The organism is Pseudoalteromonas marina (assembly GCF_000238335.3).
GTDB classification, from domain to species: domain Bacteria; phylum Pseudomonadota; class Gammaproteobacteria; order Enterobacterales; family Alteromonadaceae; genus Pseudoalteromonas; species Pseudoalteromonas marina.
On the sequence record NZ_AHCB03000012.1, the window covers coordinates 436,046 to 459,904 of the forward strand.

The 23,859-nt window shown below is 39.9% G+C and carries 21 protein-coding genes; 11 read left to right on the forward strand and 10 right to left on the reverse strand.

The genetic code is table 11. The features are described from left to right. Window positions 1–13 precede the first annotated feature (13 nt). The gene (locus PMAN_RS17810) at window positions 14–436 is read left to right on the forward strand and encodes a thiol-disulfide oxidoreductase DCC family protein (protein ID WP_010556759.1); all 423 of its coding nucleotides are present in this window, start codon (window positions 14–16) and stop codon (window positions 434–436) included. Window positions 437–505: 69 nt separating this feature from the next. Continuing rightward, the gene (locus tag PMAN_RS17815; protein ID WP_004588770.1) at window positions 506–784 is read left to right on the forward strand and encodes a peptidylprolyl isomerase; all 279 of its coding nucleotides are present in this window, start codon (window positions 506–508) and stop codon (window positions 782–784) included. Between the two features lie 78 nt (window positions 785–862). On the opposite strand, the gene PMAN_RS17820 is transcribed toward PMAN_RS17815, so the two are convergent. From PMAN_RS17820 to PMAN_RS17845, 6 genes are all read right to left on the reverse strand, one after another. Then, complete coding sequence (locus PMAN_RS17820) at window positions 863–1,210, reverse strand: energy transducer TonB (protein WP_006791652.1); 348 nt, start codon at window positions 1,208–1,210, stop codon at window positions 863–865. Window positions 1,211–1,377: 167 nt separating this feature from the next. Further along, the gene (locus PMAN_RS17825) at window positions 1,378–2,037 is read right to left on the reverse strand and encodes a DsbA family oxidoreductase (protein WP_010556758.1); all 660 of its coding nucleotides are present in this window, start codon (window positions 2,035–2,037) and stop codon (window positions 1,378–1,380) included. A 107-nt stretch (window positions 2,038–2,144) separates the two neighbouring features. Beyond that, window positions 2,145–3,365, reverse strand: coding sequence for a M24 family metallopeptidase (locus PMAN_RS17830; protein ID WP_010556757.1), 1,221 nt, complete (start codon window positions 3,363–3,365; stop codon window positions 2,145–2,147). Window positions 3,366–3,518: 153 nt separating this feature from the next. Next, a complete protein-coding gene (locus tag PMAN_RS17835) occupies window positions 3,519–4,127 on the reverse strand; it encodes a flavin reductase family protein (RefSeq protein ID WP_006791655.1) in 609 nt (202 codons plus the stop codon). A 9-nt stretch (window positions 4,128–4,136) separates the two neighbouring features. After that, complete coding sequence (locus tag PMAN_RS17840) at window positions 4,137–4,865, reverse strand: SDR family NAD(P)-dependent oxidoreductase (RefSeq protein WP_010556756.1); 729 nt, start codon at window positions 4,863–4,865, stop codon at window positions 4,137–4,139. After that, window positions 4,862–5,260: a thiol-disulfide oxidoreductase DCC family protein gene (locus tag PMAN_RS17845; RefSeq protein ID WP_010556755.1), complete on the reverse strand. Its 399-nt coding sequence runs from the start codon at window positions 5,258–5,260 to the stop codon at window positions 4,862–4,864. The genes PMAN_RS17840 and PMAN_RS17845 overlap by 4 nt, the downstream gene beginning before the upstream one ends. Window positions 5,261–5,380: 120 nt before the next feature. Here PMAN_RS17845 and ppc point away from each other — a divergent pair, with 120 nt between their 5' ends. Further along, complete coding sequence (gene ppc / locus PMAN_RS17850) at window positions 5,381–8,026, forward strand: phosphoenolpyruvate carboxylase (protein ID WP_010556754.1); 2,646 nt, start codon at window positions 5,381–5,383, stop codon at window positions 8,024–8,026. A 432-nt stretch (window positions 8,027–8,458) separates the two neighbouring features. Next, window positions 8,459–9,385 carry a cytidine deaminase gene (gene cdd, locus PMAN_RS17855; RefSeq protein WP_010556753.1) on the forward strand — a complete coding sequence of 309 codons (927 nt, stop codon included), beginning with the start codon at window positions 8,459–8,461 and terminating at the stop codon, window positions 9,383–9,385. A gap of 62 nt (window positions 9,386–9,447) precedes the next feature. On the opposite strand, the gene udp is transcribed toward cdd, so the two are convergent. After that, window positions 9,448–10,203 (reverse strand): uridine phosphorylase, encoded by a 756-nt coding sequence (gene udp, locus PMAN_RS17860; RefSeq protein ID WP_010556752.1) that lies wholly within the window; start codon window positions 10,201–10,203, stop codon window positions 9,448–9,450. A 444-nt stretch (window positions 10,204–10,647) separates the two neighbouring features. Between udp and PMAN_RS17865 the strand changes: the two genes are divergently transcribed. The 7 genes from PMAN_RS17865 (at window position 10,648) to PMAN_RS17895 (ending at window position 20,923) form a co-directional block, all read left to right on the forward strand. Continuing rightward, window positions 10,648–11,757, forward strand: coding sequence for an arginase family protein (locus PMAN_RS17865; protein WP_010556751.1), 1,110 nt, complete (start codon window positions 10,648–10,650; stop codon window positions 11,755–11,757). A 122-nt stretch (window positions 11,758–11,879) separates the two neighbouring features. Next, window positions 11,880–12,581 (forward strand): type 2 periplasmic-binding domain-containing protein, encoded by a 702-nt coding sequence (locus PMAN_RS17870; protein WP_010556750.1) that lies wholly within the window; start codon window positions 11,880–11,882, stop codon window positions 12,579–12,581. A gap of 133 nt (window positions 12,582–12,714) precedes the next feature. Further along, complete coding sequence (gene paeA, locus PMAN_RS17875) at window positions 12,715–13,992, forward strand: polyamine export protein PaeA (protein WP_006791663.1); 1,278 nt, start codon at window positions 12,715–12,717, stop codon at window positions 13,990–13,992. A gap of 459 nt (window positions 13,993–14,451) precedes the next feature. Next, a complete protein-coding gene (locus PMAN_RS17880; RefSeq protein ID WP_010556749.1) occupies window positions 14,452–15,609 on the forward strand; it encodes an efflux RND transporter periplasmic adaptor subunit in 1,158 nt (385 codons plus the stop codon). Between the two features lie 12 nt (window positions 15,610–15,621). After that, window positions 15,622–18,753 carry an efflux RND transporter permease subunit gene (locus PMAN_RS17885; RefSeq protein WP_010556748.1) on the forward strand — a complete coding sequence of 1,044 codons (3,132 nt, stop codon included), beginning with the start codon at window positions 15,622–15,624 and terminating at the stop codon, window positions 18,751–18,753. Continuing rightward, window positions 18,753–20,159, forward strand: a complete 1,407-nt coding sequence (locus PMAN_RS17890; protein ID WP_010556747.1) for an efflux transporter outer membrane subunit — start codon at window positions 18,753–18,755, stop codon at window positions 20,157–20,159. Before PMAN_RS17885 ends, PMAN_RS17890 begins: the two co-directional genes overlap by 1 nt. A 149-nt stretch (window positions 20,160–20,308) precedes the next feature. Continuing rightward, window positions 20,309–20,923 carry a TetR/AcrR family transcriptional regulator gene (locus tag PMAN_RS17895; protein WP_010556746.1) on the forward strand — a complete coding sequence of 205 codons (615 nt, stop codon included), beginning with the start codon at window positions 20,309–20,311 and terminating at the stop codon, window positions 20,921–20,923. A 274-nt stretch (window positions 20,924–21,197) separates the two neighbouring features. Here PMAN_RS17895 and PMAN_RS17900 read toward each other — a convergent pair whose 3' ends face one another. Genes PMAN_RS17900 through PMAN_RS17910 form a run of 3 tightly spaced genes read right to left on the reverse strand, consistent with a single transcriptional unit; the run spans window position 21,198 to window position 23,857 of the window. Then, window positions 21,198–22,298: a HupE/UreJ family protein gene (locus tag PMAN_RS17900; protein WP_010556745.1), complete on the reverse strand. Its 1,101-nt coding sequence runs from the start codon at window positions 22,296–22,298 to the stop codon at window positions 21,198–21,200. A 5-nt stretch (window positions 22,299–22,303) separates the two neighbouring features. Beyond that, window positions 22,304–23,311: a tetratricopeptide repeat protein gene (locus PMAN_RS17905; RefSeq protein WP_010556744.1), complete on the reverse strand. Its 1,008-nt coding sequence runs from the start codon at window positions 23,309–23,311 to the stop codon at window positions 22,304–22,306. A 42-nt stretch (window positions 23,312–23,353) separates the two neighbouring features. Next, a complete protein-coding gene (locus PMAN_RS17910; RefSeq protein WP_010556743.1) occupies window positions 23,354–23,857 on the reverse strand; it encodes an Ig-like domain-containing protein in 504 nt (167 codons plus the stop codon). Between the last annotated feature and the right edge of the window lie 2 nt (window positions 23,858–23,859).

Consider the following 23,859-nt stretch of genomic DNA (forward strand, 5'->3'; position numbering starts at 1 on the left):
TTAAGGAAAATAAATGAGTGAAAATGCAGTCACACTAATGCGTAATCGAAAAATTATATTATTCGATGCGCAGTGTAAATTATGTAGTGCGTGGTGTAATTTTATAATTAGTAACGATACCAATGCCATTTTTAAACTATGCAGCGTGCAATCCCCAAAAGGTGAACTGCTATTAACTCACTTTGGTTTTTCAACTACCCAATACGCTTCGATGGTGTACTTACAAAACGGCAAAGTGTTCACACAAAGCCACGCTTTTTTTGAAGTAGTGAAGCAGCTTGGTTACCCTTACAAACTAGCCACTATTTTTAGTGTTTTCCCAAACACCTTTAATAATTGGCTGTACGATAAAATTGCTCTAAACCGTTATACCTTATTTGGAAAATATCAGTATTGCCGTATCCCTTCTAAAAGTGACGAACTGCACTATTTATAAAGCCAATTAGATGCCCTCAAACAGTAGCTGTGCTAAAATCGCCGCGTTTTAAATTATCAGGGCTTTGAAATGGCAAGTACAGCGCACGCACTCCACATATTGGTTAAGCACAAAGAAATAGCAGAAGACATTATTAAGCAATTAGGTAAAGGTGCAAAATTTCAAACCTTAGCTAAAAAGTATTCGTCGTGCCCATCGGGTAAAAAAGGCGGTGACTTAGGTGAATTTAGACGCGGGCAAATGGTTCCGCAGTTTGACAAAATAGCCTTTAATGGCGCTATTTTAGAGCCACACCTAGTTAAAACTAAATTTGGCTGGCATGTTATTAAAGTACTTTATCGTACTTAGTTTATTTTAATTAAAGATGTATCTTTGGGTATATAAATAAGGCTGCAATGTGCAGCCTTTTTTTGTTTTAGTTAGTTATTATTTTTCTAAATTAAAATCTATAGTCATTTCTAAGTCTTCATCAACTACTGCAATACCATTAACTACTTTAGGTGCGTAACGCCATTTAGAAAGAGAGCGAATTGCAGCTTTATCAAAAGTTTTAACAGGCTCAGCTTTGATCACCTTAATATTAATTGGCTTACCAGATGTATCTACATCAAAAGACATTGTCACGCTACCTTCTATCTTTTCACGGGCGTTTTTAATTGGATATTCCGGAGGACTCGGCATTATAAGCGTAGAGTGAGGGCTATCAGCTAGAGGTGTTGTCGAACATGCAGTTAAAAGAAACAGTGAAGTTAGTGTTGTAATTATATATTTCATTATAAATCCCTTTATAGGTACTATTATTGATTTGTTAAATTTAGTTTCTATAATGACACCAAAAGAGAACGAAGGTAAATAACAAGTTTGTATTATTTTTGAACTCATAAATATATAAGAAAGGCTGCAATCTGCAGCCTTTCTTTATTTTAAAATTTATTTGTATATCAAGCGTCTTGCTTGGCTTCTTCTTCGCTAATTTGTTTTAGTGCTTGAATAAATGAGTCGCTTGGTTGTCCGCCAGTGAGTGCGTATTTATCGTTTATGATAAACGTAGGGACTGAGGTAATACCCATTTGTTTAAAGTTATTTTGCTCTTGGCGTACAGCTTGAACGTATTTATCTGAGTGCAAAATATTTCGGGCTTCTTCTTTATCAAGGCCAACACTTTCGACAACATCAAGCAGAGCGTCTTCTTGGTTTAAGTATTTTAAATCGGTGAAGTGCGCTTCAAAAAAGGCGAGTTTTAACTCGGTTTGCTTATCTTCTTCGCGTGCCCACATTAATAAACGATGCAAATCAAAGCTGTTGATCATGATACGTTTGCCATCAAAGTTAAACGTAAATCCAGCACGCTTTCCTGCTTCAAACATGTTTTTACGATTTTCATCGCCTTGTTCTTCAGTTAGGTTGTACTTTTGCATTAAATGCTCGTTTAAGTCTTGACCTTCAACTGGCATATCTGGATTTAGCTCAAAAGGATGCCATGTAATATCTGCACTCATTTCGTCTTTAAGTTGGCCAAGTGCTGTCTCAAGATTTTTATAACCTACTACACACCATGGGCACATTACGTCTGACACGATATCAATTTTAAAATTTTTCATATTCATCCTTTTGCGGATTGCTTTTGTATAAAAGGGATATTGGGATGAACTGGACTTTATCAACGAATAAAATAAAAAGAGCAGCTAAACAGCTGCTCTTGAAGGAATTAAGCGTTAAGCCCAAATGGGTCGTCGATACTGTGGCTAGGCTCTGTAAACCAATGAGGGCCGTTGTCGGTCATATAAAAATGATCCTCTAAACGCACCCCAAATTCATCGGGTATCACTAGCATTGGCTCGTTACTAAAGCACATGCCTGGGGCAAGTGGGGTTTTATCACCGCCAACTAAGTATGGCCATTCGTGAATATCTAAACCAATACCATGGCCAGTTCGATGCGGGCAACCCGGTGTTTGGTACTGCGGGCCCAGCCCTTGAGCCGCTAAATAGTTACGAGCACCTGCGTCAACATCTTCGCATGTAGTACCAATGTTTGCGGTGTTAAATGCGGCCAGTTGCGCTGCTTTTTCGTGATCCCAAAACATGCGCTGGCGCGGTGTTGGTTCACCAAATACATAGGTGCGGGTTATATCTGAAAGGTAATCGTGTACTTTACAACCGGTATCTATTAATACCATATCGCCTTTTTTAAGCACTTGCGCATCTTTAACACCATGTGGAAACGACGTTGCTACGCCAAACAGTACAATACAAAAATAGTTGCCCGGAGCACCTACTTTTTGATGCGCTTTTTTTATAAAGGCTTCTACTTCTGTGGTGGTAATACCTTCGTAAAGCATACTCGCAGTGGCTTGGTGAACGGCTAAGGTCATGTCCATTGCGCACTGCATAAGTGCTAATTCGTTAACCGATTTGTGCATACGGCAATGTGCAGTAACACTTTGCGCATTGATAATATTCAAGCCTTTTTGCGCTTTGTTAATACCATCGAATATAAAAAACTGTGCGCTTTCATCGATGCCGATGGTGGCGTCGTCACTAATGTTTAGTTGCTTTAATACGCTAACAAATAGCGCATAAGGGTTTTCGTGCTCTTGCCAGCCGTGTATGGGCCCTTCAACCACTTTAAAGCCATCTAGAGTACCAATTTCAAAATAAGGTGCTATGTACTGTACTTCACCAATCGCAGGTAAAATTGCGCCAACCATACGCTCACTCGCATACCACTTCATACCCGTAAAGTAGGTGAGGTTGGTCCCTGCATTTAGGTAAATTGCATCAATGTTATTAGCTGTCATATAAGCTTGTGCTTTTGCTATACGTTCAATGTGTTCGTCAGTCTGAATAGGTGTTAACGATTGGGTCATATTACTTAAGCTGGCCAATGCTTGCTCTGGGGTTTGCGTGCCAATACCGATTGTGCTCATGGGATTCTCCTTGGAATTTTCGCTATTGTGCGCAATGCATTTTTAAAATTCAATGTTCTGCGATTAGCAACATCGATTGGGATTGTGAGTGCGTTGGGGCTAAGTTGGGTTATGTGTTTGCCATGATAAAGGGGTGAAATACACCCCTAAAAGTTATTTTTTTGCGTAGGGAAGGCGCGTTAATTTATTTGCTGTGTGGTAGCTGTCAAGGCCTGTAACCGCGACAGTATCAATGGCTTGTAAATCTAGAAATCCATCGCTTTGCAGAGCGGTTTCATCTAAATACACATCGACAATTTCACCAATCACTAGTTCAGTTCCGTTAATTTCAAGATGTTTACTTTCAACAAATTTTACTGAGTATTTTAAGCGACTCTCTTTGACAAAAGGAGCCGAAAACTCATTTAAGTACTCAGGTGTTAACCCTGTTTCCTCAAATTCGGATTCGTCTTTGTCGTAGCGTGCTGAGGTTTGATGCGCTTGTTTATAAATAGACTTATTTACCTGATTGATAGTGTAAACACCCGTTTGTAATATATTTTCAAACGTATGGCGCGGTACACTGTGTGGGCGCATTATCATACCTACGAGGGGAGGGTGAGCACCCAAATGAATAACCGAACTAACAATCGATAAATTAGTGTTGCCTAGTAGGTCTTGTGTGCCTATTAGGTTTGCACTTTTAAACCCAGATAACGAGTTTATTAAATGTGTACGAGTACGTTTTTCAAGTGCGTCGATACGCGCTTTAGTAAAATGCATTTTAAATCCTTACCACGGTATAGTTGAGCCTTGCCAATCTAAATAAGCTGGCTCGCCATTTAGTTCTAAATCAGGGTTGTTATTTGTTAAGTCAAAAATTTGGTGTGCTACAAATTCAGGTGTAAACAATTTGCCTTCGGGTACATTTTTTTGAAAAGGCTTAGATAGGTCAGTGTCAGTTGTACCGGGATGAAATAGCACAAGCTTGGTGTTCTTTGCACGACGAGCAAGCTCTACTGCGGCAGTTTTAAATAACATGTTAAGGGCTGATTTAGATGCTCGATAACTGTACCAGCCTCCCATTTTGTTGTCGTTGATACTACCTACTCGTGCACTTAAGGCGGTTATAGTGCAGTGCGTTTTATGATTGATTAAAGGCAAAACGCTTTGTAAGCAGAGCAATGGGGTAAGCGTATTTGCGTTTAGTAACAAATTAAAATAATCAGCGTTGATGTCTTCAAGCTTTTTTTCTGGCATGTGCTCGGAGTTATGTAACTTACCGTTGAACATTATTACCTGGTGTATGTCGGCTTGCTCATCTTTTAAATGTTGAGTAAGGCCAAATAAGCTGTCAGTAGAGTAATCAGTATTGTAAAAAGTAATGTTGTTACTGTCTTGTGGAACATGGTTACTTGAACTGACGCATACAATGTTAAATTCAATTGTTTGGTTTTGAAGGTGCTTCACGTAGGCTTTAGCAATCGCGCTACTAGCGCCAAAAAGAATAATTGTCTTCATTTTTTTCCTTTTGATTTTATGGCGCACTGGCCGTTGTTGCACTGGGTGTTTGGCATTAAAAACCTACTAATAGAGTGCCTATGTTTTGCAAAAAAAATATAGCCCCAATCTGCAAAAATACGAATAACAGGCAAGCGAAAAATTTTCAACCAGCGGTGTTTTCCAACTGTTTTCCACGCTTGATACGTTACGTCTAGCCCATAAATTATCTCACCATTTTTTAGTTGCGCTTGTAGGTATGTAAGTGCTTGGTTTTTGTTTATATGCCTGTAGCGCTCGCTAAAATCAGCAGCATTTAAATCCTCGAGGGTAATTAAGCTGTGTTTATCTGCTTGTTTTAACTGTTGCATTTCAGTGCTGCAAAGTGGGCAGTTACCGTCGTAAAAAATGATCATACCAGTGCTTTGTGATTATTTTATCTATACTTTTTTACGACATGACATTGCAAATGGATCTATTAAATATGCGCTCATAATGATATTAATAGTCCTCCATGAAACAAAGGAGACTGAGAAATGAGTGAACAATATGCCGCCCTGCGAGGTAATGTGGGTCTACTTGGGCAATTATTAGGTCAAACTATAAAAGATGCCCAAGGCCAAGCAATTTTAGATAAAGTAGAAGAAATTCGCGCTTTATCAAAATCCTCTCGCAGTGGTAATGAAGACGATCGCAAGGCGTTAATTGAAGTATTACATGCGCTTAGTGACGAAGAGCTTTTACCGGTTGCCCGTTCATTTAATCATTTTTTAAATTTAGCCAATGTGGCAGAGCAGTTTCATACTGTATCGCGTTTTAATGACGCTGGTCTTGGCCAGCAAAACCCTCTCACTCAAACATTAAAAACGTTAGCCGCTAAAGCACAAGAAGGTAAGCTAGACTCTAACCACCTTGCTGACACACTCTCAAAACTCCACATTAATTTAGTACTAACGGCACACCCCACAGAGGTTACACGCCGTACCATTATCAACAAGCACGTAGAGTTGAGCGATTGTTTAGCATCGCTTGAGCGAAAAGATAACTTGGAGCATGAGCGCGAAGCTATTTTAAATAGAATTGCTCAGTTAATAAGCCAAGCGTGGCATACAGACGATATTCGTCGTTCGCGCCCAACGCCTGTTGATGAGGCCAAATGGGGGTATGCAGTTATTGAAAATAGTCTTTGGCATGCTGTTCCGCGTTTTTTACGTGAATTTTCGGAGCATGCTAAAGAGCAATTAAGTCTAGAGTTGCCCATTGACTACAGCCCAATTGAATTCACTTCTTGGATGGGTGGAGACCGAGACGGTAACCCATTCGTTACTGCACAGGTTACTTCGCAAGTTCTTGACCATGGTCGCTGGATGGCACTTGATTTATATAGCCGAGATATTGATACGTTATGCGCTGAGCTATCTATGTCTGACGCCAGCGACGAACTCATTGAGTTGGCAGGCCAAGATTTTGAACCCTACCGCACTGTGCTTAAAAAGCTTAAAGGCGAAGTGTCTGAAACAGTGGCGCATTTAGGTGCAAAAATTAAACACAAACGCACTGACGCACAAGATCTTGTTACTGATATTAACCAGCTTAAGCACCCAATTGAGGTATGTTATCGTTCATTATTAAAATGCAACATGAAAGTCGTTGCCGATGGCTTACTACTTGATTTAATGCATCGTTTAAACAGTTTTGGTCTTCGTTTGGCAAAACTGGATGTACGTCAAGATTCATCGCGCCACAGCGACGTTTTTTCTGAACTTACGCGTTATTTAGGGTTAGGGGACTACAACCAGTGGCAAGAGCAAGACAAGCAAGCATTTTTATTAGCGGAGCTTAATTCGCGTCGTCCGCTTATACCTAAGCATTGGCAACCAAGCCCTGATGTACAAGAAGTGCTCGACACCTTCGATGTAATTGCAAAGCAAGATGAAAAAACATTTGGTTTGTATATTATTTCAATGGCACGCACTGCATCCGATATTTTAGCTGTACAGTTACTTCTTAAAGAAAGCGGCTGTAGTTTTGAATTGCCAGTTGCCCCATTATTTGAAACATTAGACGATTTGAATAATGGAAGCGACGTGATCACGACGCTACTCGATAACGTGTGGTACCGCGGCCATATTCAAAATACGCAAAATGTAATGATTGGTTATTCAGACTCGGCTAAAGATGCCGGTATGATGGCAGCAGGTTGGGCCCAATATGAAGCAATGGATAAACTCGTGCAGCTTGCAGACGAGCGCGGCATTGAGCTTGTGTTATTCCACGGCCGAGGAGGGACTGTTGGTCGAGGTGGTGCACCGGCTGCACAAGCACTGCACTCGCAACCGCCAGGCTCACTTAAAGGTGGTTTACGGGTAACAGAGCAAGGCGAAATGATACGCTTTAAATTTGGTTTGCCAGATGTAGCACTACAAAGCTTAAATATATATGCAGGGGCAGTACTGCAAAGTAACTTATTACCACCGCCAGAGCCTAAGCCACAATGGCGCGAAGTTATGAAGCTTATTAGTGAGCAGTCGTGTGAGCATTACCGCAATGTTGTTCGCCACGATGAGAATTTTGTTCCTTACTTTAGAATGGCAACGCCAGAATTAGAGCTATCTAAACTTCCGCTTGGCTCTCGCCCTGCAAAACGCAACCCTAATGGGGGCGTTGAAAGTTTACGTGCTATTCCATGGATTTTTGCATGGAGTCAAAACCGGTTAATGTTGCCTGCTTGGTTAGGTGCGTTAACAGGCTTAAAAAAGGCACTAGACCAATATGGCTTAGAAACACTAAACGAAATGAGCCTCAATTGGCCATTTTTTAGAGCTCGTTTAGAAATGCTTGAAATGGTATTTAGTAAAGCCGATAGCTGGTTAAGTGAGCACTATGATAATGCGCTGGTGGAAGATATGTACAAGCCGTTAGGTGTAACGTTGCGAAAAGAGCTTGAAGAAGCCATTGAGCTTGTGCAGTCGTTAAGCCCGCAAAAAAGCTTACTTGCTGCTCAGCCTTGGATAAAAGAGTCGATTAGTTTACGAAACCCGTACACCGATCCGCTCAATGTATTGCAGGTTGAATTGCTTCGCCGTGCTCGCTCTAACGACGAGCACAATGAAGGTGATATCGATAATGCATTAATGATCACCATGACAGGTATTGCTGCGGGTATGCGTAATACTGGTTAATCGTTAACGTTTGTTATTTAGAAAGGGAACACGGCGTGTTCCCTTTTTTTGTGTTTAATAACCTAAGGTCTATTTACCTTTCGCGGTTAAATTTTCAGCAGTGTATTTGGTGCTTAGGCAAGACAGCGCCTATGTAGTGTGTTTATTTCCGATAAATAGGCGATAACGCAATATGAATACCAAACACGCGTTGCCCGAAGGTTCGTTCTAGGTGCGATTAACTCTTTGTTGCCTACATGAATGTAGGTAAGGAGCATGAGCAGGGCGAGGAGGTTTTGCTCGGTTTTACTTAGCTCACTAGGTTACAAACCTCGCGCCACGATTAAATTGTCTCTAGTTTGAACAAGTTTTAAGCCTGAAAGGTCAACAGGCCCTAGCAATTTGGGTCTTAAACTTTTAAACTACTTAGCCATTGAATAATTAAAATACATTATGGCTTCAGCAACTTTTACTGTACAAGAAGATACAGCCCTTACAAATTCTCATATCACGTTAAACGTAGCGCAAACCGCGTCCTTACGTAGCCAATTAAAGTCGCAACGCGGCATATTAAACACCAACAACATTGAACAGCTTTGCAAAGAGTTTAATGTTTCTGTCGATTCACTGTTACAAGGTTTAGTACCTTTAGCGTCTGAGTTTTCAGTAGCTCCAGTATCACATTTTCATGTGGGTGCTATTGTCAAAGCTCTAGATGATCAGCAACAAGTTAATTTTTATTTTGGCGCTAATGTAGAGTTTGATCACCAAGCACTGAGTCTCGTTGTTCATGCAGAACAGTCTGCCATTAATAATGCTTGGTTAAATGGCGCTAAAAAAATTCTTAAAATTGCTATAAGCGACGCTCCGTGTGGCTACTGTCGCCAATTTATGAATGAATTAGCCGATGCAAAAGAATTTGATATTTTACTTCCAAGTCAACATTTTAAATTGGCAGAGCTATTACCTCACTCGTTTGGACCAACCGATTTGGGTAACGAATTTAGCTTGTTTAACCCAAAGCCTCAGCTTGCGGTTTTTGATGACAAACAGATCGAAGAGACTTTTGCTGGCTTTGCGTTAAATGCGTATGTACCGTACAGTCAAAATTTTAGTGCGGTCAAGTTAAGTACATTTAATAATGGGGATTTTTACGGCAGTTATGCAGAAAACGCAGCCTATAGCCCAAGTTTATCGCCTTTGCAAAGCGCGTTGAGTCAGTTCTTTTTAGCTGGTCTTAGTTTTGATAAAAAGACGGTGAAAGGCATCACACTTTTAGAAACTAAAGGGCACGAAAATCAAGCGGGTGTTTCGAAGGCGGTACTATCGGGATTTACTGATTTGCCAGAGCTAAAAATAATTAGTGCAGCGCTTAAGTAGAGTCAAAAAAGCACAGCTAATAAGCTGTGCTTTTACAGATTAATTTTACTTATTAAGTAAAATTAATCTAGTAACACTTTAGCGGCTTCTAATACAACAGCCACTGATTTTCTTTCTATTTCACCGTGGTCAACGTTAGGAATTTCTTGACGAGTACGGTTAACTAATACACCGGCAACACAGGCAGCTTGCAAGCCAAGAGCTGCACACATAGTGAATAATGTGGCCGACTCCATTTCGTAGTTCATTACGCCCAGCTTTTGCCATTCTTCACAACTACCTTGGAATGCTTTTGGTACATAACCCGAGTGTGTGTCGTAGCGCTCTTGGCCCGGGTAAAATGTATCGCTAGATGCAGTAATACCAATATGAAAGTCAATGTTTAAGTTTTTACAAGCTTCAACCATGGCTTGTGTTGCATAAAAATCAGACACAGCAGGGTAGCTTAGTGGTGCAAAGTGTTGGCTTGCACCGTCTAAACGTACAGACGCTTGGCTAATTAAAATTTCACCTTCATTAATGTGCGGCTGAATAGCACCCGTAGTACCAATACGTAAAAATTGACGCACGCCCAATTGAGCAAGTTCCTCTACTGCAATCGATGTAGATGGGCCGCCAATACCGGTTGAGCATATAACCACAGAGTGGCCATTTAGTTGACCTAGATAAACATGAAACTCACGTGTTTGAGCAAGGCAGGTTGGGTTGTCTAGGAATTGAGAAATACGTGCAGCACGATCTGGGTCACCGGGCACGATTGCAAGTTTTGCACCTTGTAGATCGTCAATACATAGTCCTAAGTGAAATACCTTTTCCATATCTAAGCCTTTTAAAAATAATTTTTATCAATCTAGCATAATTGCTAGAAACCTTTCTTAAGTACAGGACGTATGTCCGTATTAATAAAATTGAGTGCTTGTCTAGGCCAGTAAAATAGGGCTTTAGCGTATTTTATTCATCAACTATGAATATTCAAGCACACTCATGGATTGCTGGTTTACTTGTGCGGTTGACTTGTGTGCGCAGGCATTATAAGTATCACTCAACTAAGTGGTTAGTCATAAATGATGATTGCCTGCATTAATTAAAAGTTTTTAAATATCAGTTTCTTATGTTTTTATTTTAAGTTGGTTTTGAAAGGGTTTTTAATGATACAGACAAGAAAATTTTTAATTTTTTAATTATTTAAAGTTTAGGCCTGTTTAATCGTTTTGCATAAATAATCACTAAAATACGCACTGAACAATTCATAAGGATTTATTATGAGTCAAGAAATTCAAGCATTTAATAGTAAAGTAGAGCACTGCTTATGTGCTCCTGGCGATGGTGTTTTTACCGTTAATACTGCAAAAGAGCGAAAAGCGGCGCTTCGAAATAAACTGTATGGTCAAACCGAAAATGTAGATACGCTATGGCGCGAATCGTTAAATGAGTTACCGCACTCTCCCCATAAAGCGGTCATGCTTGGAATTAGTTCTGATTGTGGTGGCGGTATTTTACGTGGTGCCAATTGGGGGCCTTTGTTTGTTCGCTCAGCATTAATTGATCAGCACCCTGAATGTCATTCGTTCGACTTAGGCGATGTGCGTGTTATTCCGCATTTGTTACATGACAAATACCTAAACGACGCAACTATCTCTAATTGCCAAAAAGCGCTATACGGAAACGAAAATAACGACTACTACGTAAGTCCGTTATCAATTACTGAAGATGTGTGCGACAGCTTTTATGCCACGTTTAAAGATAAAGGTATTTTTGGTATTGGTGGCGATCACTCTATTAGTTATCCATTAACCAAAGCGTATTTAAAAGCAAAACGCGAGCAAGGGAAGCGTACGGCTATTATTCACTTTGATGCGCACACCGATTTGCTTGTGGAGCGCTTGGGTATAGATTTATGTTTTGGCTCTTGGTGTACACATATTTTAGAGTTTTTACCTGCACCCCATCACTTAATTCAATTTGGTATACGTTCAAGTGGAAAACCAAAATCACACTGGGAAAACACATTTGGGGTTAAGCAACATTGGGCGCATGAAATTATTGAACGCGGTGCAGCCGCTGTTGCTGCAGAGACTATCGCGCAACTAAAAGCGGATAATGTTGATGAAGTGTATGTAAGTTTTGATATTGACGCACTCGATGCCGAATTTGCTTCTGCAACCGGTACACCGGAAGATAACGGTTTAACACCAAAGCACGCGCTAGACATCTTATCGGCCATTGCCGATGAGTTTCCTATTACGGGCGCTGATATGATGGAAATAGCACCATTTACCGATAGTTCACTTGTGGGCCAAGCAAGTTCTGAGACAACATTAAAAGAAGGCGCAAAAATTTCAGCGTTTTTAATTAATGCGATGAATAAATAAGTGCTTAAAAACTAATACTATTGACTTAATCTTATTTTATTAAATACTCAAAACTAGCAGTCTACAAAGCCTCAACTATATTTATTGAATAATTGCACTAATTTAGTTGAGGCTTTTACCCAATGAAGGGATTTGTTTTTTTACTTTGCGTGTTGTGTACGACAGTAAAAGCACACGAAATTAATATAGTTACGGAAGTTTTCCCTGACTTTCAATATCTCGATGCAAACAACCAATTGGCAGGTCGCTCTGTAGAAAAGGTAAAAAACGCCCTTGATGCTGCTGGTATTAGTTACACTATGTCGGCTAACAATTGGAGTGTGTCTTATAACGCAGCCCTTCGAGATAAAAACACCTGTATTTTCTCAATTGTTCGTTTGCCACCAAGAGAAAATAACTTTGTGTGGATAGCTGAACTTGAAGAGTTTGAGTCAGCGATTTATGGGCTGAAATCTCGAGGCATAAAGTTAAAGACTTTACATGATGCCAAACGCTATAAAATAGCAGTATTAAGAGATAACTTTAGCCATCATTATTTACTTGAACGCGGTTTTAACGAAAGCCGGCATCTGTTGCTGATTGATAACTTAGATAAAATAGATAAGTTAATTAGTGCACGCCGTGACATTCTTGATTTTGTCATTTTAAGTAAAAAACAATTTAATTACCGTCTCAAAACATCACCAAAGTTAAATTTACTCGAGCCAGTGCTAGATTTAAATACGGCTCAATCTCCATTATACTTTGCATGTAACATAAATATGGATGAGTCGTTAATTACACAGTTACAGCTTGCATTTAGACAAACCTCCTCTCTTAATTAGTGGCTAAAAATCATTTAACTAACTGAATAATAAAAACTTAAACATAAAGTGAAAATATCAATTGCTGCGATTAAAAAAGCGACTATAATCAGCTGCTTTTTATATAAAAAGCGCTAACTTTTTGGAGCGTTAAATGGGTGATTTAATCGGGATTAGTCTATTGATCTTGATCAGTGCGTTGTTTGCTATGTCGGAAATAGCAATTGCAGCGTCACGAAAAATAAAACTTCGTGTAATGGCAGACGAAGGCAGTTTAAATGCAGCTGCAGTATTAAAACTGCAAGAAAATCCGGGCGCGTTTTTCGCCATGATACAAATAGCACTTAATGCTATCGCTATATTAGGTGGCATTGTAGGTGAACAAGCATTATCGCCATACGTTGAAAAAGTATTGGTTTTATTTTATCAGGGTGCATATGTAGAAAAAATTAGCTTTTTATTCTCATTTTTTACTATTACCTCGTTATTTATTTTATTCGCCGATTTAATGCCAAAGCGATTAGCGATGATCATGCCAGAAGCTGTCGCCGTTAAGGTCGTTAACATAATGCGCTGGGTTACATTTGCATTAACGCCTTTAGTGATGTTTTTTAATGGCGTGACTAACTTTGTACTGCGACTGTTTAAAGTTCCCGCAGAGCGTGAAGATAATGTAACCACAGAAGACATTGTTGCCATGATGGAAGCTGGCGCCGAGTATGGTAGTTTGCAAAAACAAGAGTATGATTTAATAGGTAATGTGTTTGATTTAGAAGCTCGTTTTTTATCAAGCGTAATGACCCCGCGTGACCAAATTGTGTACTTCGATTTAAACGAAAGCAGTAATGACATTGCGACCAAAATTATTGATCACCCGCACAATCATTTTTTAGTTGTGTCGGGTAACTTAGACAAATTACATGGCTCTGTTGAATCAAAAGATATTTTACGCCAAGTACTTAAAGGTGAAGCCGCTAATATCAATGACGAATTAGTTGATACTGACGTATTTTACTTACCAGAAACATTAAGTTTGTCAGAGGCATTAAATGCATTTAAAAGCGCCGCTAAACCATTTGCTATTGTAGTAAACGAATACGCGCTGCTTGTTGGTATTGTTACTGTAAAAGATTTAATGAAAGGCTTTATGGGAGATTTAATAACTCACCAAGGGGATGAACTAATAATCGAGCGAGATAAAAGCTCGTGGTTAGTTGACGGACTGACGCCAATTACCGATTTAGCTAAAGTGCTTGATATAGAGGAGTTCCCAGAGCAAATACATTTTGAGACGGTGGCAGGCTTTTTAATTTACACCATGAAACGTATACCTAAACGTGCTGAGCATATAAGTTATGCGGGCTTTAAATTTGAAGTTGTTGATGTTGAAGGTATTCGTGTAGAGCAATTGCTTGTATCTAGATTAGTTTAAAGCTTGCCATCCTAATCACTTTATAAACGCTTAACCACGTCATGAATAAAAAAGCCAAGTTCGCCTTGGCTTTTTTGTTAATGAAAGTTTATAAATTTGTTCGTTATGACAATTGTATTTGGCTATGGCCTAATGGGTATCTGGCTAAATGACTCATACCTCTAATTAACTGAAATATAATATTAAAATCTCTTCACTATGTACTTCTAGGCTTTAATTTAAACAAAGTAGGTTTTTGCGTAAGCACTTTTCTATTTTTAAAAAATACAGTGCGCTGAGCATTTTAGTTAGCTTGTAGGTGTAAATGTTTATTATAAAAGCCTTATTAACATTACTTGGTGATTAAGTATGAGGCCGCATAGTTGAGTGTAATTTTGTGTAAAGATCGGCTTATTAAGATGTATTCTCACTAAAATTTAATTTAGAATGATCGTTCACTCTAAATTAAAGGTATCTGACATGCAGCGTTCTAGCACCGCTTTATTTGTATTTTCAATTCTCATAGGTTCAGTTGCGTTAACCGGTTGTGACCAAGTGACAGAGCAGTCGCAGGCAGCTGCTCCTAAAGCTGTGCCGGTAGGGGTTATTACGCTTAAAAAACAATCGCTAACTTTAAGGCAAGAGTTGCCTGGACGTATTAGTGCATTTCAAATTGCAGAAATACGCCCGCAAGTAAGCGGTATTGTGCAATCACGTTTATTTACCGAGGGGTCTCAAGTAGAAAAAGGTCAAGCGCTTTACCAAATTAACCCTGCTACTTTTGAAGCCAACTTAGCGGCAAGTGAAGCTGCTGTTGCCCGCGCTGAAGCAAGCATTGCAAGCAGTAAAGCTAAAGCGTCTCGCTATAGTGAATTATTAAAAATTAAAGCGGTTAGCCAGCAAGATTACGACGAGGCTGATGCAGCCTACAAGCAAGCAAAAGCAGAACTCCTTACTGCTCAAGCGCAGCTGCAAACCTCAAAAATTAATTTAGAATACAGTCATGTCTCTTCGCCTATTAGTGGGCAAATTAGTAAATCGAATGTCACCGTAGGTGCATTAGTAAGTGCCAACCAAGCCACTTCTTTGGCAACAGTAACACAACTTGATCCTATCTATATTGATTTAACGCAGTCGAGTAGCGAATTAACTAAGCTTAAAAAAGCGATTGTTTCGGGCGATCTAAGTGTAGATTCAACTAGTCAAACCGATGTTGAACTTACTATGGAAGATGGCTCTTTATACTCTCATAAAGGCACTTTACAGTTTTCTGAGGTGACAGTTGACCCAAGTACAGGGTCGGTTACATTACGCGCTAAATTTCCTAACCCTGAAAAGTTACTACTTCCAGGGATGTATGCTCGCGCCTCAATTGTTGAAGGTGTTAAAAACGATGCTATTTTAGTTCCACAGCGCGGTGTTAGTCGAAATTCGAAAGGTGAACCTACCGCAATGGTTGTTAGCAAAAACAATACTGTAGAGAGCCGCGTTTTGAAAACAGACCGCACCATTGGATCTAATTGGCTTGTAACCGATGGCGTAATGGAAGGCGATAAACTGATTGTAGAAGGGTTACAAAAAATTCGCCCAGGCGCACCAGTTAGCCCATCTGAAGTTCAAACTGCTAAAGCGCAATAACGGAGAATTTACATGTCACGATTTTTTATCGATAGACCTATATTTGCTTGGGTACTTGCCATAGTAGTGATGCTAGCAGGTATATTAGCAATTAAAAGTTTACCCATTGCGCAGTATCCGTCTATAGCGCCGCCAGCAATAAGTATTACGGCTACCTACCCAGGTGCATCGGCGCGTACGCTCGAAGATACTGTTACACAAGTGATAGAGCAAAAAATGAAAGGCTTAGATGGCTTGTTATACATGTCGTCAACGTCAGAGTCTAGCGGTTCAGCAACGCTCACACTGTCGTTTAGCGCTGAAACCGACCCTGATATTGCTCAGGTTCAAGTACAAAACAAGTTAGCTACTGCAACGCCACTATTACCTGAAGCCGTGCAAAGGCAAGGTGTTGTGGTTGCAAAGTCAGCCCGTAACTTTTTGATGGTTTATGCGTTTATGTCTAAAGATGGCAGCATGACCAACATTGATATTGGCGACTACGTGTCATCAAACGTGCAAGATATTGTTTCTCGTGTTGAAGGTGTGGGTGAAGTTCAGTTATTTGGCTCGCAGTATGCAATGCGTATTTGGTTAGATCCGGCTAAGCTTCAAAACTATAAATTAACGCCTGCAGATATAAGTGCATCTATCAGTGCTCAAAATGCACAAGTGTCGGCTGGGCAACTAGGTGCTATGCCTGCGGTGGCGGGACAGCAACTCAACGCGACTGTGACCGCGCAAAGCCGCTTACAAACTCCTGAGCAATTTAGAAATATTTTAGTTAAAACCAATGCAGATGGCTCTTTTGTAAAGTTGAGTGATGTTGCCCGTGTTGAGCTAGGTGGTGAAAGCTACCGGGTTGTCGCGCGTTATGACGGAAAACCAGCTTCTGGCTTAGGGATTAAATTGGCCAGTGGCGCCAACGCGCTTGATACTGCGCAGGGTGTAAAAGATGCCATTGCTGAATTAGAGCCATTTTTTCCTGAGGGACTTGAAGCGGTTGTGCCTTACGACACTACACCATTTGTGGCGCTTTCAATTGAAAAAGTAATTCATACGCTTATAGAAGCGGTTGTGTTGGTGTTTGTTGTTATGTACTTGTTTTTACAAAACTTTAGAGCAACGCTTATTCCAACAATTGCAGTGCCAGTGGTATTGCTGGGTACGTTTGGTATTTTATACACTTTTGGTTACTCAATTAATACATTGACCATGTTTGCCATGGTGCTTGCCATCGGTTTACTAGTTGATGATGCCATTGTTGTTGTAGAAAACGTAGAGCGACTGATGACCGAAGAAAAACTCTCAGCGCTTGATGCAACCCGCAAATCAATGGACGAAATTAAAGGCGCACTTGTTGGTATTGCAATGGTGCTTTCTGCTGTATTTATTCCGATGGCCTTTTTTAGCGGCTCGACGGGCATAATCTATCGTCAGTTCTCAATTACCCTTGTTTCTGCTATGGGTTTATCGGTACTTGTGGCGCTTATACTTACGCCGGCACTGTGTGCAACGCTTTTGAAGCCTAGCCATGTTCATAATGATAAGTCGTTATTTGGTAAATTTTTTACAGGGTTTAACCGCGGGTTCGACAAAACAAATTCGGGTGCGCAAAGCTTTGTGAGCCGTATGATCAAACATGCTAAACGCTACCTTGTGATATACTTTTTAATTGTAAGTGGAATGGCTTATGTGTTTTCAAATTTACCCACCGCATTCTTACCAGATGAAGACCAAGGCATATTATTTAACCAAGTTTCGTTACCTGCGGGTTCTACAACCGAGCAAACACTTGAAGTGGTTAAAAAAGTAGAAAACCACTACTTGAACGAACAATCTGAAGCAGTAAACGGTATTTTTACTGTTACCGGGTTTAGCTTTGCAGGTTCTGGCCAAAACTCAGCAATAGGGTTTGTTAATCTTAAGCATTGGGATGAACGCCAGCGTGATGATTTATCTGTGCAAGGTGTAGCAGGTAAAGCTATGGGGTACTTTTCCAGTATTAAAGAAGCGTTTGTGTTTGCTTTTCCACCACCAGCTATTGTAGAACTGGGAACAGCAAATGGTTTTAATATATTTTTACAAGACCGTGTAGGTTTGGGCCACGATGCGCTTTTAGCAGCACGTAATCAACTATTAGGTTTAGCAAGCCAAAGCCCGATATTGGCTGGTGTACGCCCTAATGGTCAAGAAGATATGCCAGAAATACAACTCGATACCGATTTAGCTAAAGCACAAGCATTGGGTGTGTCGCAAACCGATATTAATAACACCCTTGCTACGGCTTGGGGTAGTAGTTATGTAAATGACTTCATTGACCGTGGGCGTGTTAAAAAAGTATATATGCAAGGCGATGCTGAATCTCGAATGGTGCCTGAAGATTTAAATAAGTGGTATGTACGTAATAATGAGGGTGATATGGTTCCGTTTTCTGCCTTTGCAACAGCCTATTGGACTTATGGTTCGCCGCGTTTAGAGCGTTACAATGGCTTTTCAGCAATGGAAATACAAGGAACCGCTGCACCTGGTTACAGCACAGGACAAGCAATGGATGAAATGGAGCGTTTGGTAAAACAGCTGCCAAATGGTATTTCGTCTGAATGGACCGGTATTTCATTTCAAGAACGCTCTAGCAGCGGCCAAGCACCTTTATTGTATGGTTTGTCGTTGTTATTTGTATTTTTATGTTTAGCGGCTCTTTATGAAAGTTGGTCGGTACCGTTTGCGGTTATGATGATTGTTCCGTTAGGTATATTTGGTGCTGCTATGGCTGCATTGGGTAGCGGATTATCAAACGATATTTACCTGCAAGTGGGCTTATTAACTACGATAGGGTTAGCGTCTAAAAATGCCATATTAATTGTGGAATTTGCTATCCATAAAATGGACGAAGGGTTTGATTTAGTTGAAGCGGCTGTGGCTGCAGTAAGGCTGCGTTTACGCCCAATTTTAATGACTTCAATGGCCTTTATTTGTGGTGTTATTCCACTCGCTATTGCATCAAGTGCAGGCTCTGGTGCGCAAAACGCATTAGGCATTTCAATTATTGGTGGAACACTCGCATCTTCTATTTTGGTTGTTGTTTTTGTGCCGCTGTTTTTTGTATTAGTACGCCGTGTATTCCCTGCAAAAGAAAAAAACACTAACGAGGAGACAGCATAATGCATATAAAAACCTTTTCGTTGAGTGTGCTTACGTTGGCTGCTTTAAGTGGGTGCCAGTTGGCACCTGAACAGCAAAATTTAGCGCTGCCAGTACCCGAAACGTATTCAGTTCAAACAGAACAAGCCACAGTTAACACATTAAAGTGGCAGCAGTTTTTTAGCGATAAAAAATTACAGGTGCTTATAGGTCAAAGCCTTGAGCACAACAAAGATCTGCAAATTGCGATGCTCAATGTACAGCGGGTACGTGGGTTGTATCAAATAGAAAACTCAGTATTGTATCCGTCCTTAAATGTTAATGGTTCGGGCACTCGCCAGCGTCTGCCTGCAAGTTTAACAAGTACTGATGAGGCCACTATAAGCTCGCAATACAGTGCTACTGTAGGTATTACCTCTTACGAATTAGATATATGGGGTAAGGTTCGTAACCAAACTCAACAAGCACTGCAAAATTTATACTCTACTGAGCTTACTCAATACAGTACGCAAGTGTCGCTGGTAGCAGAGCTGGCTAATGCGTGGCTTAATTATGCAACCGATCAACAGTTACTTGGGCTTGCTGAGGAAACATTAAAATCGCAACAAGCGTCGCTTGGGCTTACTCAAAAAAGTTTTGATTTAGGCGCAGCATCTAAAATTACGTTAGAGCAATTGAAAAGTACCGTTGCCAGCGCAAAGGTTGATATTGCAACGTATAAACGTTTATTAAAGCGCGATAAAAACGCACTTGATTTATTAGTAGGAAAACCAGTAAGTCCTGAGCTTCTGCCAAATAAGGTGCTGGACTCGTTATTGGCGTTGCCTAAAATACCGGTTGGTTTACCTTCTGATTTATTAACTCAACGCCCAGATATTAAAGCAGCAGAACATCAGTTATTGGCTGCTAATGCCAACATTGGTGTAGCGCGTGCTGCTTTTTACCCCAGTATTAGCTTAACGGCTAATGCGGGTACTGCCTCTAACGATTTAAGTGATTTATTTGATGCAGGTTCGGGTACGTGGAGTTTTATTCCATCAGTTACTTTACCTATTTTTAATATGGGCAGAAACCAAGCTCAGCTAGATGTTGCTAAAGCCGACCAACAAATTGCTGTAGTTACTTATCAGCAAAAAATTCAGCAAGCATTTCGCGAAGTCGCCGATGCGTTAGCAGACAACGAAGGCTATCAAGCGCAATTAAGTGCACTTGATATGTTACTACAAAGCCGAGAGTCTACATTTTCGCTATCAAAGGCGCGTTACGATAAAGGTGTTGATAGCTATTTACAAGTCCTTGATGCACAACGCAGCTGGTACAGTGCACAGCAACAGCAAATTTTGGGTCAACAGGCTTTGTTAGCTAGCCAAATTAGCCTTTATAAAGTAGTGGGCGGTGGCTGGGAGAAAAGCGATCTAACCAACTAAGTAAGGGTTTTAGCTGTAAACACCTTTTTGCACCTAATTAACTAGATTTATATAGGGCTAAATACTTATTTATGAGTGAAAGGCGTATTTCAAAATGATTAAGTATTTGCCTTATTGTCGAGTCTAATCACTTGGCAGTGGAGCTTTGTATGAAAACTAAAAGACAGACAGATCCAGCGATAGCCAAAGCGCGTCGTGATCAGGTTTTAACTGCGGCGGCTGAATGCTTTCGTCGTAAAGGCTTTCATGCTGCAGGTATGGCTGAAATATCCAGAACAGCAGGAATGAGTGCCGGGCATATTTATAACTACTTTGAAAGTAAAGAAGCCATTATAGAAAGTATTATTGAAAAAGATATGGAAGAAATGTTTTCTATATTTGAGCATTTTGAAGGGCAACCAGAAGATACGCTCACAGTATTATTGAACGGTTTAAATATCGGCGTTCAAAGGCATATGGATACCGGTGAATGTGCGGTTGATTTAGAAATGCTCGCTGAAGCTGGTAGAAACGTAAAGGTAGCTAAACTATTACGTGATGCTGACACGCAAGCGCGAAATAGAATGCGCCAATTGCTAATAAGTGAACGCAGTGTGATAAAAGGCATAGATGAGGTAGAGCTAGAAAGCCGTATTAATGTTATTTTTTCAGTAATGGCAGGCTTACTTTTGCGAAAAGTGCTTTACCCCGAACTTACCGAAGAGACAGTTTTAATTGCGCTTCGCCCAGCGATGAAAACGTTGTTAATGCCGTTTGAAGATTAAAATAGTGCTATTAAAATGCATAAACTATGTGCCCGCTATATTAGCGGGTTTATAGTATTAACAACCGTTTAAAGTAATACCAAGCCGCAATAATACTTAATCATTTTGTGGGGCTAAACGCCTCGCTATTTACGTTAAAAAACTCTCATTTACGACTGCATGAATGCAGAGCTATTGCCGATGACAACTAAATAGCGAATTTTTTCCTAGCTATCAAGACGTTTTTCCATCTTCAAAATAGATCATTTAAGTAAGCGAATAGGTATAGTTATGTTTAAAAGCGTTCTACAGACCAGTTTAGAGCCACAACAGCAATACCTATAGACCCTGCTGGCATTAACCATTTTACGTACCAAGCGGTTTTTCTAAATGCAATTAATAAAGGCAACGCTACTAATAAAATACTAAGTTGGCCTATCTCTACCCCTAAATTAAATGCCAATATGCTCATTAATTGATAGTTACTCGACAAACCTAATTCACCAAGTACACTCGCAAATCCCATTCCGTGAAGTAACCCAAAAGCAAATGTCAGCCAGCCTAAACGCAAAACAACGGGCCAAACATTATTGAGGGCTGCAAACAATACAGAAATTGCAATAATTAGTTCAACCCAGCGAGTATTGAGAGATATTAAATTAAGCGCTGTTGCTGTAAGCGTTATAGAATGAGCAAGCGTAAATGCTGTAACAATCCATGCAGTGTGTTTGATAATGTGTTTTTTAGAGCTAATGGGCTGCCAGGTGTTTTTATCACGGGTTAAAACACAAGTTAGTAATAGCGCAATTAAAAATAAAATATGATCGATGCCTATCCAAATATGTAATACGCCCTGATACACATATTCTGTAAAGGTATCTAAATAGCTCGACTGCTTAGTATTAAAGGTTTGGGTAGGCTCATTTATACTAAACACACGTGCTATGTTATTCACATTAACAATGACCTTATGATTTGCGTCATCTTGAAAAAAGGCTGAATACTTAAGCGTGATCTCGTTATTTGTTAAACACGAAAATGACACAGGTAATACCAAGTAAGGCTGATTAAAGTGCTCACTTAGCTGGTAATTGTTATTTACAGTGAGTGCGCAAGTTTGTTCGTTTTGTTCTGCGATAAGATTGTTTTTTATAAATGCGTTAATTGAGTCCCGTTTTGCTTTTATTTCAGACCAGGTAATGTTGGCATTTTGGTCTAAGTCGAGCGCTATAACGTGCTCTAAATCTGCAACATTGATTTCCCAATTGCCGCTGTATTGAGCTGTATTGTTGCTATTGAGCGTAATGTAGCCGGTGCTTAACTGGTGCGCAAAAGCTGCTGTTGAAAATAATAAGCTTAACAACATAATAGAAAATACGCGTATTAATATTCTCATAACATTCACATCCTTTTTGCTTGAACAATCAGCGCTTGGTCGATATTCATTTTAGCTTGTTGCCAGTTAATATTGGCCCAATACAAGGCTTTAGATTTGTTTGGCTGCACGTGAATATAATAGTTGGCGAGGTCACTTGCGTGAAAGCTGTCGTGGCGAATTTCTCTGAGCTCTACTCGTTGCTTCATGGCGTTTTGCCATTTGTATTGTGTTGTGTTTAGTTTTTTTTCTGCGATGGCTAAGCGTAGCAAAAGCGCATCTTCTAGATCGTGCGATTCTTTTAATAAATTACTTAATTTGGTTATCACTTGCTGTGGCTTGTTTAAGCCCAGTTGTATGTCTGCCCATAAAGCAATTAGGCTTACTGGAGAGTTTACTAAATTTATATTTTCAAGGTGCTTTAATGCGTTTGTGTAGTTTTGTAATCTAAAGCTCATTTCAGCTAGGACATGTTTTGTATTGAGTCCAATAGGCTTATTGTTCGTTAGCTTTACTAAAGATTGATAACTTCTTAATAAATTACCGTGCTGACTTTGCACGTCTAGTACACAAGTACTGGCCGTTAATGTGCTTACCCTTGTTATTAGTGCTAAGCAATGCTGTTTAGCAAGTTCAAACTGGCCTTGTGTCATGTACAAATTAGCCAGCAATAGATGAGTGTTGCTGTGATCAGGCGTTATTTTTAAAACACTATTAGCAATGTTTATCGCATCATTAAACAAATGCTCTTTTTGTAAAACGCGTGCATATAAATAGCCTACCTGTGGCGTTGGCTCATTTAAGTATATTTCTGCGAGCCTGTTTTTGAGTACCCCTTGCATATGCTCCGTTTGTCCAACGAATTGACTTTTATTGACTAGATTTTCTATTTCATTTATCGATAGTGAGGCAGTTAAATCCGATTTAGTGACTGCTATTACGTCGTTGTCATTAGGTGTATAAGCCGCTGCAAAAAGCTCAAATGAGCACACTAAGCTTAATGTAATCATCAGGTTTACTAGAGGTGATTTCATATTTGTATCCTTAAAATAGCCATCCATGGCCGGTCAGCTTATTTACTGATTACTAATTAAATTATTAATATCTGTGTCTTTATTTGTAAACTCTCTTCCATTTACAGAGAGTGGCTCTGCATTCGGTGCTTGGTTAAATGCATCGCTAGTAAACTGAGCAAAGTCCACTTGCAAAGCTTCAATAGTGATATTAACCATTGCACTTACTTGGCTGTTAACGCCATCAGATACGCCAAAGGTAAAGCTATCTGTGCCCGTAACCTCTTTATTTGGTGTGTAAGTAAAGTTGCCATCAGCGTCAATATTTACCATGCCTAATGAAGGCTCATTGACCAATGAATAAGTAAGTGAATCACCTTCTTTATCTATGGCTGTAAGTGAGTCGGTAATATTCACCTCCGTTTGCGTTGTTAACATGATGTCGCTAACTGAGGGTGCTGTATTAACCTCAGGCAACGGCTTTTTATTGTCGTCATCATTGCTACACGCTCCCAGCGTTAATGCGCTAAGCAGAATACCTATATGCGTTATTTTTAAGTGTTGCATTA

Excerpts from the sequence above, each read along its gene's own strand:
- paeA (WP_006791663.1), top strand. The coding sequence starts at position 12,715 with ATGGGTGATTTAATCGGGATTAGTCTATTGATCTTGATCAGTGCGTTG.
- PMAN_RS17825 (WP_010556758.1), bottom strand. The coding sequence starts at position 2,037 with ATGAAAAATTTTAAAATTGATATCGTGTCAGACGTAATGTGCCCATGG.
- PMAN_RS17815 (WP_004588770.1), top strand. The coding sequence starts at position 506 with ATGGCAAGTACAGCGCACGCACTCCACATATTGGTTAAGCACAAAGAA.
- PMAN_RS17865 (WP_010556751.1), top strand. The coding sequence starts at position 10,648 with ATGAGTCAAGAAATTCAAGCATTTAATAGTAAAGTAGAGCACTGCTTA.
- PMAN_RS17840 (WP_010556756.1), bottom strand. The coding sequence starts at position 4,865 with ATGAAGACAATTATTCTTTTTGGCGCTAGTAGCGCGATTGCTAAAGCC.
- PMAN_RS17820 (WP_006791652.1), bottom strand. The coding sequence starts at position 1,210 with ATGAAATATATAATTACAACACTAACTTCACTGTTTCTTTTAACTGCA.
- PMAN_RS17890 (WP_010556747.1), top strand. The coding sequence starts at position 18,753 with ATGCATATAAAAACCTTTTCGTTGAGTGTGCTTACGTTGGCTGCTTTA.
- PMAN_RS17885 (WP_010556748.1), top strand. The coding sequence starts at position 15,622 with ATGTCACGATTTTTTATCGATAGACCTATATTTGCTTGGGTACTTGCC.
- PMAN_RS17910 (WP_010556743.1), bottom strand. The coding sequence starts at position 23,857 with ATGCAACACTTAAAAATAACGCATATAGGTATTCTGCTTAGCGCATTA.
- PMAN_RS17870 (WP_010556750.1), top strand. The coding sequence starts at position 11,880 with ATGAAGGGATTTGTTTTTTTACTTTGCGTGTTGTGTACGACAGTAAAA.
- cdd (WP_010556753.1), top strand. The coding sequence starts at position 8,459 with ATGGCTTCAGCAACTTTTACTGTACAAGAAGATACAGCCCTTACAAAT.
- ppc (WP_010556754.1), top strand. The coding sequence starts at position 5,381 with ATGAGTGAACAATATGCCGCCCTGCGAGGTAATGTGGGTCTACTTGGG.
- udp (WP_010556752.1), bottom strand. The coding sequence starts at position 10,203 with ATGGAAAAGGTATTTCACTTAGGACTATGTATTGACGATCTACAAGGT.
- PMAN_RS17835 (WP_006791655.1), bottom strand. The coding sequence starts at position 4,127 with ATGCATTTTACTAAAGCGCGTATCGACGCACTTGAAAAACGTACTCGT.
- PMAN_RS17900 (WP_010556745.1), bottom strand. The coding sequence starts at position 22,298 with ATGAGAATATTAATACGCGTATTTTCTATTATGTTGTTAAGCTTATTA.
- PMAN_RS17810 (WP_010556759.1), top strand. The coding sequence starts at position 14 with ATGAGTGAAAATGCAGTCACACTAATGCGTAATCGAAAAATTATATTA.
- PMAN_RS17845 (WP_010556755.1), bottom strand. The coding sequence starts at position 5,260 with ATGATCATTTTTTACGACGGTAACTGCCCACTTTGCAGCACTGAAATG.
- PMAN_RS17830 (WP_010556757.1), bottom strand. The coding sequence starts at position 3,365 with ATGAGCACAATCGGTATTGGCACGCAAACCCCAGAGCAAGCATTGGCC.
- PMAN_RS17895 (WP_010556746.1), top strand. The coding sequence starts at position 20,309 with ATGAAAACTAAAAGACAGACAGATCCAGCGATAGCCAAAGCGCGTCGT.
- PMAN_RS17880 (WP_010556749.1), top strand. The coding sequence starts at position 14,452 with ATGCAGCGTTCTAGCACCGCTTTATTTGTATTTTCAATTCTCATAGGT.
- PMAN_RS17905 (WP_010556744.1), bottom strand. The coding sequence starts at position 23,311 with ATGAAATCACCTCTAGTAAACCTGATGATTACATTAAGCTTAGTGTGC.